Below are 16,523 nucleotides of genomic sequence, written 5' to 3' on the forward strand. Positions count from 1 at the left end.
GATATATCGATTTAAAAACCAAAAGTAATTTTATTTACAACGATAAAATAACAATTTTCCGACTTTAACCATTGTTGAACGATCAAAAATTAATTAAAAGTCAAATTTTAATTGCACTACCACAAACTTTTTTTCCTCAGTATTCAAATTACTCAATGAAATTCCGAGCAACCGGACGGAATCTTTCATGCGTTCCTGATACAACAATTCCTTTACAATTTCTAAAATCAATGCCTTATCTGAAATGAAATATGGCAACGTTTTACTCCTGGTTTGCTGCGAAAAATCACTGTATTTTATTTTTAATGTCACTGTTTTACCAGCCACAGCATACCTTTTTAACCTTTTCTCCAATGCAGTCGCAATAATTTCCAATTTCTCTATCATGAAAATTTCAGACGAAAGATTGACATCAAAAGTATGTTCTGCAGCAACTGATTTTGTAATTCGATCTGATTTCACTGCGCTGTTATGAATGCCTCGAACCACATGAAAATAAAAAGCTCCTGACTTGCCAAAATGTTTCTCCAGAAACTCCAACGATTTACTTTTTAATTCCAAACCGGTAAAAATACCCAGTTGGTACATTTTTTCAGTGGTTACTTTTCCCACACCATGAAACTTCCGAACAGGTAATTCTTCCAAAAATGAGATCACTTCATCTGGATTTACCGTTTTTTGTCCATTGGGTTTGTTATAATCGCTAGCAATTTTTGCCACAAATTTATTGACTGATATCCCCGCAGAAGCGGTCAAACCCACTTCATCAAAAATGCGCTGTCTTATTTCCTTTGCCAATAATGTAGCACTTGGATTTCCTTTTTTATTAGTACTGACATCTAAATAAGCTTCATCAAGCGATAAAGGCTCCACCAAATCCGTATACTCATAAAATATCTTTTGAATTTTACTCGAAATTTCCTTGTAACGGTCAAAACGTGGTTTGACGAAAATAAGTTCCGGACAATTCTTCTTGGCCATAACTCCACTTATAGCACTTCGGACACCAAATTTCCTCGCCTCATAACTTGCTGCTGCCACCACTCCACGATTTTCCGAGCCACCTACCGCAATAGGTTTCCCCCGCAACAATGGATTGTCCATCTGCTCTACAGACGCATAAAAAGCATCCATATCTACGTGTATAATTTTTCTATTTGGAATTGATTCCTGCATCTTAAACGAATTGGTAAACCGTTCTTATTTGGAATGTTTTACACACTAAGAACTTTTTGGTTCGTCCGAGTGTAAATAATTTTCAACCACAACTGATTTACTTTTCTTTTCTGTGGGAAAAAAGAAACTCATGGGTCTCGATTTAAAATGATTCCAAATGGAAACCGTAACAAATCGCAACTCAAATAACGAAATAGCCCGCGAACGGAACGCAAGACCTAATGAAAGACTAAAACTCACCATAAAGTTCACTAAACCTATGATTCCAATTCCAAAAATACCCCAGAATAACATGGAATCACTCACTTCATAATTTGCTCCATATAACGCTAGAGCTAAGTTTCCACTACCAAAAGTAATGTGTCGAATGTCAAGATTTAATCCTAAAAACAACCCAACTGACGCTGTACTTCCCATAAATATTCCGAACCAAAAATTTGAAATAATACCTGCCCATCTTTTTTCATACAATTTAGCCAGTTTCACAGTTCTAGTTTTTCCGAAATTTCTTTTCAGGAAAGGATGTTCAGTAATCCTGAAATAAACCTGATTGTGTTTATCTCTATTTGCAACGCTCCCCGAAATAATTCCGGATAAAAACAGAAAAACTCCTGCAATAGCCGCATGAAAAATTGCTAAAGAATGAATTGGACTCAAATCAATCAATAACGATTCCCATTTAGTGGCAGCAATATTGTAATGTAAAAAATGATCAATCAACCAGATTCCGAGTAATGAAACCGGAAAAGCCATAATCACATTTCCAACAAACGCAATAAACTGTGAGCGGAATACGCGAGCAAAAAGAATGGCAAAGGCTTTATATTTTTCAGCATCTTTCCCTTTTTTCAGAACGCCTTCCTCTAATGCTTTAATCAATGCAGAAGCTGTCATTGCCGGTTGTTTTGTTGCCAAAGTAAAACCTAGTAGATAGATGGCAATAAAACCAAATGCATAATTCATACTATACAAAAAAGCATGACCAAAAAAGCTCGTCTCCGCTTTAGAGAGCAACACTTTTATAACACATAAAATCCCAACAATGAATCCACCACCCATTGCTGTTTTGAACATTTTATAATATTCTTTTCGGCTTTCTGTGATATATTGTTCTCCTGTTTTTGCTGTGTGTTGTGTTATTTCGTAAGAGATCAATTGTGTACTTTCACCAATAAATTTTCGAACATTATTTTTATAACAATTGAATTTAATTAATCGCAATGCCAATATAATTCCGTTATTTTTTTTGTCTTTTTCTTTCTCAATCACTAACAGCGAAATCAAAAATTTCAAGCGCTCTAATTGCTGCCTGATTTTCAATAAATTTTGGTTTACACGAAGTGAAATTCCATATTTTGAACTGTTATGAAATGCTTTCTCCACAAAACCTTCGCATTGCTTATGCAAAACTAACAACTGCGCATACGATAAATCATCCGATAAAATATAATGTCTATCTGAACTTCTAATCCGCTCTTCAATTAAGAATAATTCCTTTTCAAAAGCAGAAAAAGGACTTTCAAGATCATCAAATTCCGGTACCATTTTGATTACATCCGTTTCCATCGCACGACCACTAATTCGTTGCGTTATCAAATGCATGGCCGTTAATAATTCAGATAAAACAGAATTAGGTTCCGTACTATTGTAAATAGATTTAAACCTCAAAAGATCATATAATTCTTCCAACTGACTTAATGGAATTTTGTTAATCCAAATGCCGTCGTTCGCAAGATAAAAAACTTGATTCAGAATATATTCTAAAGTATCTTTCTGGGGCTGATACGGTAAAAACTTAGCGAAAATTCTTTTTTTGACCTCAAAAATAAAATCTACATCCTGAAGAATTGCAGCATCAGAGAGAATTTTATTAAACTTTTTATCTTTTAAAATCTCTTTGAGGTAAATTGAAAGCTGTTTGCGACACGAATAATTCTCCTTCAAAAAAGTAATGATTTCTTGTAAATCTACTCTTTGTACATTTTTAATTTTTAAAGGTCGCACTAACCGAATTAATTCAACAAGAGGCTCTAAAGTATCATTTGTTTCACGCCATGATTGTGCTTCACCAAAAAACTCAGTTAAAAGTCCAGCAATGGTTGGCTTTGGTGTTGCTTTGAAAAATGCCTTCATCAGTTAAGTTCAATTTTTGTAAAAATACAAATCGGAAAACAAACTACTGTAACTTATTGATAAAATTACGGGTTGTAAAACAGAATCAACAATCGAAATCTAATAAAGTAAAAATTTTGATACCTTTGAATGTTATAGGATTTCAAATTAAACCAGAATTCATAAACTGAAAACAATGTTTTATTTTAAAAAAGTAGCTCAAAAAGCTTAATTTTTAAAACATAAAAAATCTTACGACGGACTGAAAAGAAACAAACGAAATCTCCTATCCGAATTGAAAAAGAAAACTCCTGCACTTATATATAAAAAATGATTGAAATAGAAAGAAAATTTTTAGTTAGAAACGATTCCTTTAAGAAAGAAGCTTTCGCAAAAAATCACATTGCGCAAGGGTATTTAAGTTCTGTTCCGGAGCGCACTGTTCGGGTTCGTATAAAAGGTGAAAAAGGATTTTTGACGATAAAAGGAGCATCAAATGACAGCGGTTTGTCTCGATTTGAATGGGAAAAGGAAATCCCTGTTTCCGAAGCAAAATCACTATTGCTTTTATGCGAAAAAGGCGTTATCGATAAAACCCGGTTTGAAATAAAAAAGGGCAATCATGTATTTGAAGTAGATGAGTTTTACAACGACAATGAAGGTTTAATTGTTGCAGAAATTGAACTTTATTCTGAAAACGACACCTTTGAAAAACCAGATTGGCTAGGAAAAGAAGTAACAGGGGACATCCGATATTACAATGCCTATTTGAGCAAAAATCCATTCAAAAATTGGTGATTTACTTGTCCATTACTTCTATGGTTACCAGCATTCCTCCACTTCCCTTATTTGAAGTAATATCCATAAAAGCCCGCTTGGAAAGATCAATTTCTCTGGATTTAACAAAAGGGCCTCGATCCGTTATTTCTACAATAACCCATTTGCCATTTTTCTCATTGGTAACTCTTACTTTAGTTCCAAAAGGGAGCTTTTTGTGAGCTGCAGTATATTTATTATTGTCAAATTTTCTACCACTGGTAGTTCTTCTTCCATTAAATTTATCTGCATAATAGGATGCATGCGCCTCTTTTTTGAAAGGTTTAAAAACCCCTAATACATTAACTAAAGAGTCAATTTTTTTATCTTGAGTTTCTAATACAAGTTTACTCTTTTTTATGGAGTCTTTTTGGACTAGCGTTCTTTGTCTGGTTGAACTTTGACTACTTAGTATGCTTATAAATGCAAGTAAAAAAAATAAAGTAATTGATTTTTTCATAAATATTTTCTATTAATTAAATCTATTAAAACAAAAACCATACCTAGATAAAAAAAGCCCTATTTCTAGAGCTTTATTCGGTTTTTATAACCACATATTCCATGGAATTCTACTCAAAATAAGTACTAAACCTAGGCCGTAAAAAATAGAAAAAGTTTTAAATTTTGATTCACTAATCAATAATTTTTTATGCTTTGACCAACCAATTGTAATAAGAACAATCGCAATGATATTGATTAACGGATGTTCTAATGATGTCAATCGCAATGCTTTGTCAGCCATTTGTCCGAATGAAGCGAATCCTAAAGGAGACACAAAATATAAAATGATACCAACTAATAATTGAATGTGAATTGCAATCAAGGCAAACAACGCAATTTTTCGATCTTTTGAAGTGAAATCTTTTTTAGAAAACATCCCAATAAAGGAATTAATTACTGCAACCACTAATACTAAAAGTGCTAAATAAGCCCAACCCGAATGAAATTTTTGAATGAAATCGTACATAAATAATGTTTTTGTTTTAACAAATATAAGAAAAAAAGGCATAAAAAAACCCTCATTTCAAATTGAAATGAGGGTTAGAAAATTTTAAACTAAACTAGTTGAACGTGTAACGAACACCCGTTTGCATTTGCCATCTTGATGAGTTCAAACCTACATCATCAACTTGATTGATGCTGTTACCAACTCTTGGGTCATAACTAAATGAAGGGGCAGCATTAGCAGGAACACTACCTACTAATCTTAACAACTGAACTTGGTCATTAGATGTAAAATATCTTTTACCCCAATTTTTATTTAAAAGATTGGTGAAGTTAAATACATCAGCAGTCAACTCAATCGTGTGTTTCTTTTTACCCACATTAATCGTAAATTCTTGAGCAAATTTTAAATCCACTACATGACTCGTTTTTAAACGGTCACCGTTACGTTCTGCATAAGTACCTTTTCTATCTCTTAAATACTCATTACTTTCAATAAATGCACTTAAAGCGTCCCATTGTTGATCTGGTGTTAAACCATTTGCAGCAACTAATTTTATATCAGATTTCTGTGCAGGAACAAATATTAAAGCAGAATTAGAGAATGTATCTTGTAGTAAAGCGCCTCCATCATTGTAAACATAACTGATTGGAGTTCCTTGTGCTCCTTCGTAGAAGAAACCGATTCTAGTTTTAGTAAACTTGCTCCATTTTAATGTTGCATTACCATTAGAAACAATTCTTCTTCCTGGATCAAAATCAGATCTTGAAAGCCCTAAATAATTTGCACCATTAACTGTTTCTGTATTGTTCCATTGTGAGCTGTTTTGAGAAGATGTTGCATCCATTAAAACAGTTGATTTACCGTAAGAATATGTTCCAGAAATATTAGCATCAATAAATTCAGATCTAAAGTTTTTAGCTAAAGTAAATGCTACGTTATATGCTTTACCTTCGCTTGTATTAGAACCTAAATAAACTCCTAAATATGATTGGTCAACTCTAGTATTTCCATTGTAACGTGGTCTTGTATCAGCACCAGTCAAGTTACTTGATGAATTTCTAATGTTTAAATTTTCATAAGTCACTGCACTCATGTTATCATTATAAGTGATCTCAGATGTCAAAACAAAACCTAAAGGTAATTTTTGATCTACAGCAAAACTTGCTTTGAAAACTTGTGGCAATTTAAAGTCTTTTGCAAACAAATCAATGTTTCCACCAGTACGTCCTGAACCTGGCAATGGGCCTAAGGCAACTGTTCCATTCATAATTTGACTATCAACACTTGGGTTAGGGTCGAAAACTGGCATTTGAGCTGCAGTAGTAATTTGAATAGCACCTTGAGTAACCCCATTATTATTGTAAGTTCCACCTGGCCATACTAATGGCAATCTTGAAGTAAATACACCTACACCACCTCTAAGTTGAGTAGATTTTTTACCATTCACATCATAATTAAACCCTAAACGTGGTGCAAAGTGAGCAGTAGTGTTAATACTTTCTCCTACTCTTGCTCCTTGTAAATTTTTACCAGCAGCTTCTAATAAAGGAATTGTTCTGTTATTGAAATCATTATTACCTAAACCGTCTTCCCAAACTGGTACATCAACTCTTACTCCATAAGACAATTTAAAATTATCAGATAATCTCATGTCATTTTGTAAGTAAAATCCAAATTGCTTAGTACCGAATTCAGCAGCACCTTGAGAATCATCACCGCTTCCTCCTACTAAAGAGTAATTCAATATGTATCTGTTCGGTTTTTCATCTTTTAGAAATGCATCTAAAGTAGCATATCTGTAAGATCCAAAATTGTTTCCAAAGAAAACGTTTTTAGATTGAGAGAATTCATTGTGAGTACCAATAGTAATTTTATTCATACCAACATTGATTTCAAAATTATCAGTGATAGTTAAAATCTTTTGGTCTAAAAGGTTCGCAGTAGAAAATCCTTCTGCTCCAAAGAAAATACTTTGGTTAGCTCCATCAAAAATTTGTACAGTTGGAAACGGATCTCCAGCAGCATCTCTATCATCTACAACACTTGTGTAAGCAACAACTAAATTATTTGAAAATTTATTTCCAAATCTTGAGTTTAACTCTAAAGAGGTTGAGTTCGTTTTAGAATTAAATAATTGACTCCCGTTTATGAAACTAATTGCAGTCGCAGAAGAACGGCTTGGAGAAAATTGTTCAGCAGAAACGTAACTGTGTTTTAAAGACAATTTGTGATTATCATTAATATTCCAGTCTAATTTACCGATGATTTTATCACTCACTAAAGTTCTTACATTATTTTCGAAAGATCCTGGATCATATCCGTAAGTAGCAAGTTTAGTTCTTAATTCTCCTAATCTGCTTCCTGATAAACCTGTGTAAGTTGACGGATCAAAAGGTTGTGGAGTTTCATTGTCTTGTTTTTCATAGTTAATGAAATAAAACAATTTATCTTTTACTATAGCCCCACCTGCACGAACTCCGTATGTTTGAGCTGAGAAATCCGCTAATTTTTGTCTTCCGTTTGTTCCTGCTAATGAAGGAGGTGTTTTTGCAGCTAAAGATTCATCTCTGTTTAAGAAATAAGCTGAACCTTCAAAGTTGTTTGTTCCTGAACGTGTAATTGCACTAATAGCTCCACCTGCAAATCCAGACAATTTAACATCATAAGGAGCTACGCTCACTTGAAATTGCTCGATAGCATCAATTGAGATAGGACTTACTCCTGTTTGACCACCATTTGTTCCGTTTGCAGCCAATCCAAAAACGTCATTACTTACAGCTCCGTCAATATAAATTGCATTGAATCTGTTATTTTGACCACCAATAGATAAAACATCATCTCCTCTTAATTGAGCTTGTGGTGTTAACCTCGCAAAGTCAGAAATATTTCTAGACAAAGATGGCAACGCTTTAATTTTATCTGAATTGATTACTGTTTGGGCTCCAGTTCTTTGAGAATTAAATGTATTATCTCTTGAAGTTCTAACTACAACTTCTTGTAATTCATTTGATTCTTCCGCTAAAACAACTTTAAAAGTTTTGTTTTCACCTAATTGAAGATAAACATCATTGTCTACAAAATTTGAAAAACCTACAAATGTTATTGTAACCTTGTATGGTCCACCAACTCTCATATTTGAAATACTAAAATTACCCGTACCATCAGTTGATGCAGAGTAACGAGTACCAGACGGAGTATGTACCGCTAGAATTGATGCTCCCGGTAAGGTTTGAGAATCCTTATCGTAAACATTACCACTAATAGAAGAATTAGTGTTACCCTGTGCGTAAATATTAGGGTTAGCGCAGAATAAAACCGCTAGCACAAAAAACAACTTTAATAATTTTTTCATATTGTTTAGTTTATTAATATTTGGCAAAAATATAACATTTTTACTTTAATAAGTTAACACAACGTTAAGAATGGCATTATTTTTAAGCTGGATATTTCACTTAAAACAATATTTACAGTATTTTAAGTGAATAATGGAATTTTCAATAACCATAAATGCTTTTTATTGAATTATTCACATGGAATTTTCAATAATCGACATTGAAAAAAATAACATAAATTTTAAAAAACTACTATAACAGAGTCACTTATCCATAAAAAAGCCCCGATTTAGATAAAATCAGGGCTTTTGAGACTTTTAAACTATTAAAAAAGAGGAGTGAAATCTAAATCTTATGAAAATTTATAAAATTTTAAGAATTAGTTTCAAAATTAACACTACTTATTTAGCAAAAAATGATTCAATAAAAAAGTTGTGGAACTGTCATGATTTTTGACCGTTTTTGTATTAATTTCATCTAAAATAGAGTTTGCTAATTGTTTTCCTAACTCAACTCCCCACTGATCAAAACTAAAAATATTCCAAATAACACCTTGCACAAAAATCTTATGCTCGTACAAAGCAATCAAAGAACCTAAAGTTTTTGGTGACAACTTTTGGATTAAAATGGTATTCGTTGGCTTATTCCCTGAGAAAACTTTAAACGGCAAAAGAAATTTAGCTTTTTCTTCTGAAACACCTTGTTTATCAAATTCTGCTTGAACTTGCTCTGCTGATTTTCCATGCATCAAAGCTTCTGTCTGAGCAAAAAAGTTAGACATCAATTTATCATGATGATCATTGTCTCCATATAAAGGAGTTATGAAACCAATAAAATCTGCAGGAATCAATTTTGTTCCTTGATGAATTAACTGGAAAAAAGCGTGTTGCGCATTCGTTCCTGGTTCTCCCCAAATAATAGTTCCAGTTTGATAATTTACTGGCTTCCCATCTCGTCCAACACTTTTTCCATTACTTTCCATCGTTCCTTGTTGCAAGTAAGGAGCTAATTTTTGCAAATACTGTGTGTACGGAATCAAGGCTTCGCTTTCGGCACCAAAAAAATTATTGTACCAGATGCTCAATAATGCCAAGATAACGGGCATATTTTTATCAAACTCTTCCGTCTTGAAATGCTCGTCCATTTCACTAGCTCCTTGTAGTAATTCCTCAAAATTATCGTATCCAACGGCTAAACTTATTGTAAGTCCAACAGCACTCCACAAAGAGAATCTTCCGCCAACCCAATCCCACATTGGGAAAACATTATCCGGGTTAATTCCAAACTCAGTTACTTTTTGAATATTAGTCGAAACTGCAACAAAATGTTTAGCAACATCTTCTTGCGTGGTACCAAAGTCTTTTGATAAAAACCACTTTCTGATTGTCTCAGAATTAGTCAAAGTTTCTTGTGTGGTAAATGTCTTGGAAACAATTACAAAAAGAGTCGTTTCGGGATTTAGCTTTTTTATAATCTCATTAACATGATCACCATCAACATTAGAAACAAAATAAACATTAAGATGATTTTTATAGAACTGCAACGCCTCAACTGCCATCGCGGGACCTAAATCAGAACCTCCAATACCAATATTCACTACATCCGTGAATGCTTTTCCTGTAAAACCTGTTCGTTCCCCAGAAGTAACTTCGTTCGTGAATGCCTTTATTTTATTTTTTACCTCATAAATTTCAGGAATCACATCAATTCCTTCCACTTTAACAACCGCAGATACATTGGCGCGTAATGCCGTATGGAGTACCGCTCTATTTTCTGTTTGATTAATTATTGCACCTTCAAAATAATCAGCAATGGAACTTTTAAGCCCAACTTCATCAGCCAATTCTAACAAAAGCTGAATCGTCTCCGTATTGATAATGTTTTTAGAATAATCTATTAAAAAATCATTCCACTGTAAGTTAAATGTATTCGCTCTGGAAGAATCCAATTGAAATAATTCTTGCATAGAAGCTTTTTGCATTTCGTTGTAATGCAATTCAAGTTTCTTCCAAGCATTTGTTTCTGTTGGGTTTATAGTATTTAAAGCCATTATAAAGGATTTGTAGTATTGTTAAAATTGGGACAAAAATACTCAAATTTGTTTTAATGGAAAATGGGTTTTGATTTATATAACAATTTAGCCCTAAAACCATTGAATTGTGCTATTGTGAAATACCATTAAATAGCATCGGTTTTTAAGTATAACTGCACTTTAAAAGACCAGTCAGGTTACAAATTAGCAATACTGTCTAATTCAAACTTCAATGGCGTTATTTGTGCCAGAAATCGGCTTTTATTATTTCCCGTCATAGGTTCACCAGTAGGTAATTTAAGCCTCAGCGCATCCACTTGCTTTCCGTTTTTCCAAAAACGATAACACACATGTGGTCCTGTTGCAAGACCAGTACTTCCTACCAAACCAATAACCTGCCCTTGATTGACACGTTGTCCGCGTCTTACCAAAATTTTTGACATGTGCAGGTATTGTGTAGAATAAGTTCCATTGTGTTTAACTTTTACAAAATTTCCGTTTCCGGCCGTAAAACCACTTTGTTCTACAACACCTCCAGCGGTTACAGTAATAGGCGTTCCTCGTGGCGCTGCATAATCCGTTCCCTTATGCGCTTTCCATCGGTGTTGAACCGGATGAAAACGACTTGATGAAAACCGAGAAGATATTCTGCTGAATTTTATAGGCGACTTTAGAAAGAAATTTTTAAGTGTTTTTCCTTGCTCATCGTAATATTCTACTTTATCCGAATTGGGATTTTGAGCAAAAGGAAATGCGTAAATAATTTTTCCTCGGTACTCAAAAAAAGAAGCTTCGAGTTCTTCTACTCCATCATAAATTGAGTCATTTATAAAACGCTCAGTAAAAGTTATCGCAAAACGATCCCCTTTTTTGAGTTTCATAAAGTCAATGGAGTAGGCGTAAATTTTAGCTATTTTACTAGCCAAAACACCTTCAATCTTGGCATTGCCCAAAGTTTCTGATAATGATTCTTTTAAAACGCCACCAATAGTGCGTCTTTTAATTGTAATGGGTTTTGTCTTTTTGAAAACAGTGACAGCTGTGTCTCGAAAATCAACTACGTAATAACTTAAATTATCGGGCTGATAGATAAAAACCTCTAAGTTATGTTTTTTATCTTTTGATCTCAACAACGTAAAAGGTCTGTTGATTCTAATAGTTCTCACATCAAAAGAATCTCTGACTTTTGCAATAATATCATATACTTGGCGATCTCCTATATTTTGTTCTTCTAATAAAGTCCCAAAAGTATCTCCTCTTTCTATAGTGTCATTAACTATATTAAAATCAGCGAGAACAAACCCAAATTCACTTTTTTTAGGAACAAGCTTTACTACTTTTTCCGGAACTATTTCCTCCGTTTTTTTACATGATACTAAAGAAAATAATGCTATTATAACTATAAATATTTTTTTCAAACCGTGTTTTTTAAATCAACTTACATTTCTACTCCCCAATTTTCTAATTCATGGCTACTCCACAATTCCGGGAAGAAAATTCTTCTTTGATATTTAGGATGCATGTATTTTTTCCAGTCACTTCCACCAGTAGCTTCGCCATCTCCTTTACCGCTTTGATCAATGTATTTTTTTGCTGTATTTAAATGTTGCATTACCCAAGTAATATTCACCGTATGGTCGTAATGACGCATCGCTTGAACTAATTCGGGATTTTTTTGATCTAATTCCGGCAGTTGCTTAAATTTTTGCCAAATATTTATGGTGTTGTATTCCTCCATGTGTGCTAGGAATTCCTTCTTGTATTTTTTTTCAAATTCCTCCAGTAAAAAAGACTTTTTTCCGGTATGGTAATCTTTTCCGGCTGCTTGCCAATATAAATGTTCCAATGCAAATTCATACGGTGTATTTCTGTCTATTGTATCTCTATAACGGTGGTCAATCAGATTTATTAGGTCAGTAGAAGCAAATTCTATTAGGCGGTATTGCGCACTTTGAAAACCACTGGCAGGTGTCAGTGTATTTCTAAATTTCATGTATTGATCCACTTCCATTCCATCTCCCATTATACTGAAAGAGGTAGTTAACATATCAAAATAACGACTGATTCGCATTAATCGCTCCGTGAAAAATACTGTATTAATGTTTTCACAATAGGAAATTTGTCTCATCTCCCAAAGTATCATTTTAAATATCAATTCGTTAACCTGATGATACATGATAAAAACCATTTCGTCAGGAAGTGTCGTTCTTTGAATTTGCAGATTCAACAAAGCATCTGTTTGAATATAATCCCAATATGTGATTGGTTTTGACCACAATAACCCTTCTAGCTGCGTCTCCGTTTTTTGATTTATTGCTTCATATTTAAGCTCAATTTCTTTTAAAATAGCTTCTGAATTCTCGTTATTGCTCATTATTTTTTTGTTTTAAAAGGATTTTTCAAACCTTTATATGCTTCTATATCTGCCTTTATTGATCCTACGGCCAAACTGGCTTTTATTCTAAGTGGCACTTTATTATTATCATCCGAAATCCAAACGGTAAGACTCTCCTGCTCTTTAAATACACGTCCTGATTGTACCAAAGGTCTAAAAATCATTGCTGGAACAACGCCAAATTTAGTGGTTATATTTTCTCTGCCGATAAACTTTAGCTTGAATTTAGTAGTTTCATCATCAAAAAACATATCAATTGCCACTGATTCCCCAATTTTTAACTTATCAATATTAGGGTGATTCCTTAAATAATAAAATGTAGAAAGAATATCCTGTGTGTTTTTTGGGACGTAGAGTGTTTTTTCGGTTTTATGTTTGTAATCTTTTACAACAACTTTATTAACCGACTGATTGAAAAAACCTTCTTGATTTTTAGTATATCCTCCTTCGTCAATTTTTCGAACAAACTGATATGGATTTCTAGTTTCCTTGTCTATATAACTTTCGTATAAGTCATCCACTTTGAAGAAAAAACGTGACATTCCCGTGGTGTATCCTCTACCAACGACATGAAAAGTTTTTTTACCGCTAAGTGTAGCGTCTTTCACTTCTAATGTGGCATAACCTGCATTCACTATTCCGTAATGGATTCTGAATTTGAAAAATTCTCCCACACCGTAAGCATCTTCCTGAGGAGAATCAAAACTTACTGTTATAATCAATACAAAGAATAAGATTAGTTTTTTCATTACTTATTTTGTCAATTTATTGACTGTATTAGCAAAATTTGTTCCAAATATATCAAAACAAAAAAACTCAGTCAAATAATGACTGAGTTTTTATGCTATTAACTAACCAAAAAACTATAAACTATGAAATTTATATGAAATTAGGAAGGAAACCACCCCTTCCCTTTTTGCGAGTGCAAAGGTAGCTAACAAATTCAGTTATTTTTGTGAAAAATAAAGTTTAACACAACATTTACAAAAAAACATGCTGTTCATCGGTTATTTTTTCACAATGTGTAAAAATAAGACGTTTCTATAGCGTTCCTCGCAATTGCTGTTCTCGCTCAATTGATTCAAATAGCGCTTTAAAGTTCCCCGCACCAAAACCTTTAGCTCCCATTCTTTGAATAATTTCAAAAAACAAGGTTGGTCTGTCTTGCACCGGTTTTGTAAAAATTTGCAATAAATACCCTTCTTCATCAGCGTCAACCATAATGGCAAGTTTCTCGATTTCGTTTAAATCTTCTTTCATCATTTTCATGTGATCGCCCAATCGCTCCGGAATAGCTTCATAATACGTATGCGGAGGTGCAGATAAAAATTCAATTCCCCTAGCTTTAAGTTGAGAAACTGTTTTGATAATATCATCCGTTGCAATGGCGATATGCTGAATTCCAGGTCCGCCATAAAAATCTAAATATTCTTCAATTTGCGATTTTTTCTTTCCTTCAGCAGGTTCGTTGATTGGAAATTTGATTCTTCCATTTCCGTTTGACATTACTTTACTCATCAGCGCCGAATATTCCGTATTGATTTGTTTGTCATCAAAAGAAAGGAAATTCACAAATCCCATTACTTCTTCATAGAATTTAACCCAAGTATTCATTTCGTTCCAACCCACATTTCCCACCATGTGGTCTATGTATTTTAATCCTGTTGGTTCCGGATTGTAATCCGATTTCCATTCCTTATAACCCGGAAGAAAAACACCAGTATAATTTTTGCGCTCCACAAAAATATGAACGGTTTCTCCGTAGGTATATATTCCAGAACGAATCACTTCTCCAAATTCATCTTTCTCAACCATTGGCTCCATAAAAGAGCGTGCCCCACGTTTCATAGTTTCTTCGTACGCACTGGTTGCATCTTCAACCCAAAGTGCCGCTACTTTTACCCCGTCACCGTGTTTTCTCAAATGTTCGTGTATTGGAGAATCCTGTGTTAATGGCGTAGTCAATACGATTCGGATCTTATCTTGTTTCAGCACATAAGACGTTCTGTCTCGTACTCCAGTTTCTAGTCCGGCATAAGCCAATGACTGGTATCCAAAAGCCGTTTTATAATAATGTGCGGATTGTTTTGCATTTCCTACGTAGAATTCTACATAATCGGTTCCTAATAATGGAAGGAAATCTTGCGCTCCTTCGAATATTTTTTCTAATCCGTATTCTACTGATTTAAGTTCTTTTGACATGGTATTTATTTTTTGATTCGGTACTTCTAGTTTTGGAATGCGGATGACGCGGATAAAACTGATGGACACGGATTTATTAATTTAAAATTATGTTGTTGTTTATTCTAAAGCCCTAGCCCTGATAAAAGTGAAAATCCTTTTTTGAGGTTTTTTAACCGAAAAAAGATTTCAATCTCGTCTTTTAGGACGAGACAGGAAATAGCTCCTTATTACTCTACCCAAGATTTATAGTACTGACCATCATCTAATCCCATCGCCTCTTCGGTGACCATTAAAGGGCGAAACGTATCGACCATTACGGCTAATTCATGGGTTTCTGTATGACCTATGCTGCGTTCCATGGCTCCCGGTGCGGGTCCGTGCGGAATGCCTTTTGGGTGTAATGTGATGTGACCTTGCTCGATATTATTGCGGCTCATGAAATCGCCATCTACATAATACAAAACCTCATCACTATCAATATTACTGTGATTGTAAGGCGCTGGAATTGCTTTTGGGTGGTAATCGTACAGTCGCGGACAGAACGAACAAACGACGAAAGTTGCCGTTTCGAAGGTTTGATGAACTGGTGGCGGCTGATGTACGCGCCCCGTAATAGGTTCAAAATTATGAATGCTGAATCCGTAAGGGAAATTATATCCGTCCCAACCCACAACATCAAAAGGATGCGTGGCATAAACGATTTCATGCATCATTCCTTCTTTCTTGATTTTGATTAGGAAATCGCCTTTTTCATCGTGCGTTTCTAACTCGTTTGGCAAAATAAAATCACGCTCGCAAAACGGAGAATGCTCTAAATGTTGCCCTGATTCGTTTTTATAGCGTTTTGGTGTATAAAAAGGCGCAAATGATTCGACGTAGAAAAGTCTGTTTTCCGAAGTTTCAAAGTCAATTTGATAAATCATTCCGCGAGGAATAATCAAGTAATCGCCATATTCAAAAGGAATATTTCCCATCATGGTACGCAATTTTCCTTTTCCTTTGTGGATGAAAATCATTTCATCGGCATCGGCATTTTTGTAGAAATAGTTGCGCAATGATTGTCTTGGCGCGGCTAATCCTATCGTACAATCTTTGTTTACCAACATCGCTTTGCGACTGTCCAGAAAATCGTCTTCTGGTTTTAACTCAAACCCTTTTAACAGTAATGATTTGATGTTTTTTCCAATGGCAATTTTTGGTTCAACCGAATAGGATTTTAGAATTTCCTTGACTTGTGTTGGTCTGTGAACGTGATATAACAATGACGAATGGCCATGAAATCCTTCTGTTCCAAAAAGTTGTTCGTAATACAAACCACCATTTGGTTTTTCGAATTGTGTGTGTCTTTTTTGAGGAAAGCTCCCCAATTTATGGTATAAAGGCATGATTTTTTTGTTTAAAAGTGTAACAAATTAAAGTTGAGATTACTTTATAATGTGCTATGATAAATCAAAAAAAAGAGTCCTTACTCAGGATTTCTCTTGATAAGGAATTGAAGATACTCTAATAAACCTAGCCATTTTGTTT

The 16,523-nt window shown here is 34.1% G+C and carries 12 protein-coding genes; 1 reads left to right on the forward strand and 11 read right to left on the reverse strand.

Features of this window, described 5'->3' with window-relative positions; translation table 11 throughout:
* Nucleotides 1-93: 93 nt before the first annotated feature.
* Nucleotides 94-1,176 carry a DNA polymerase IV gene (dinB, locus tag DR980_RS05250; protein ID WP_113634192.1) on the reverse strand — a complete coding sequence of 361 codons (1,083 nt, stop codon included), beginning with the start codon at nt 1,174-1,176 and terminating at the stop codon, nt 94-96.
* Between the two features lie 45 nt (nt 1,177-1,221).
* Complete coding sequence (locus tag DR980_RS05255) at nt 1,222-3,309, reverse strand: recombinase (RefSeq protein WP_113634193.1); 2,088 nt, start codon at nt 3,307-3,309, stop codon at nt 1,222-1,224.
* Between the two features lie 309 nt (nt 3,310-3,618).
* Here DR980_RS05255 and DR980_RS05260 point away from each other — a divergent pair, with 309 nt between their 5' ends.
* Nucleotides 3,619-4,086: a CYTH domain-containing protein gene (locus DR980_RS05260; protein WP_113634194.1), complete on the forward strand. Its 468-nt coding sequence runs from the start codon at nt 3,619-3,621 to the stop codon at nt 4,084-4,086.
* A 1-nt stretch (nt 4,087) separates the two neighbouring features.
* Here the strand turns inward: DR980_RS05260 and DR980_RS05265 are convergent, their stop codons facing one another.
* From DR980_RS05265 to DR980_RS05305, 9 genes are all read right to left on the reverse strand, one after another.
* Nucleotides 4,088-4,564, reverse strand: a complete 477-nt coding sequence (locus DR980_RS05265) for a septal ring lytic transglycosylase RlpA family protein (protein ID WP_113634195.1) — start codon at nt 4,562-4,564, stop codon at nt 4,088-4,090.
* Nucleotides 4,565-4,648: 84 nt separating this feature from the next.
* Entirely contained in the window at nt 4,649-5,071 is a 423-nt protein-coding gene (locus DR980_RS05270; protein ID WP_113634231.1) for a hypothetical protein, read from the reverse strand.
* 94 nt (nt 5,072-5,165) lie between these two features.
* Nucleotides 5,166-8,405 carry a TonB-dependent receptor gene (locus DR980_RS05275; protein ID WP_113634196.1) on the reverse strand — a complete coding sequence of 1,080 codons (3,240 nt, stop codon included), beginning with the start codon at nt 8,403-8,405 and terminating at the stop codon, nt 5,166-5,168.
* Between the two features lie 377 nt (nt 8,406-8,782).
* The gene (pgi, locus tag DR980_RS05280; RefSeq protein ID WP_113634197.1) at nt 8,783-10,435 is read right to left on the reverse strand and encodes a glucose-6-phosphate isomerase; all 1,653 of its coding nucleotides are present in this window, start codon (nt 10,433-10,435) and stop codon (nt 8,783-8,785) included.
* Nucleotides 10,436-10,614: 179 nt separating this feature from the next.
* Nucleotides 10,615-11,835 carry a M23 family metallopeptidase gene (locus DR980_RS05285; protein WP_113634198.1) on the reverse strand — a complete coding sequence of 407 codons (1,221 nt, stop codon included), beginning with the start codon at nt 11,833-11,835 and terminating at the stop codon, nt 10,615-10,617.
* A gap of 20 nt (nt 11,836-11,855) precedes the next feature.
* A complete protein-coding gene (locus DR980_RS05290) occupies nt 11,856-12,791 on the reverse strand; it encodes a tryptophan 2,3-dioxygenase family protein (RefSeq protein ID WP_113634199.1) in 936 nt (311 codons plus the stop codon).
* On the reverse strand, nt 12,791-13,561 hold the full coding sequence (locus DR980_RS05295) for a DUF3108 domain-containing protein (RefSeq protein WP_113634200.1): 771 nt from the start codon (nt 13,559-13,561) through the stop codon (nt 12,791-12,793). Before DR980_RS05295 ends, DR980_RS05290 begins: the two co-directional genes overlap by 1 nt.
* Nucleotides 13,562-13,853: 292 nt before the next feature.
* Nucleotides 13,854-15,014, reverse strand: a complete 1,161-nt coding sequence (gene hppD / locus DR980_RS05300) for a 4-hydroxyphenylpyruvate dioxygenase (protein WP_113634232.1) — start codon at nt 15,012-15,014, stop codon at nt 13,854-13,856.
* 209 nt (nt 15,015-15,223) lie between these two features.
* Entirely contained in the window at nt 15,224-16,381 is a 1,158-nt protein-coding gene (locus tag DR980_RS05305) for a homogentisate 1,2-dioxygenase (RefSeq protein ID WP_113634201.1), read from the reverse strand.
* Nucleotides 16,382-16,523: the final 142 nt, after the last annotated feature.

The organism is Flavobacterium psychrolimnae, from assembly GCF_003312425.1.
GTDB lineage: Bacteria > Bacteroidota > Bacteroidia > Flavobacteriales > Flavobacteriaceae > Flavobacterium > Flavobacterium psychrolimnae.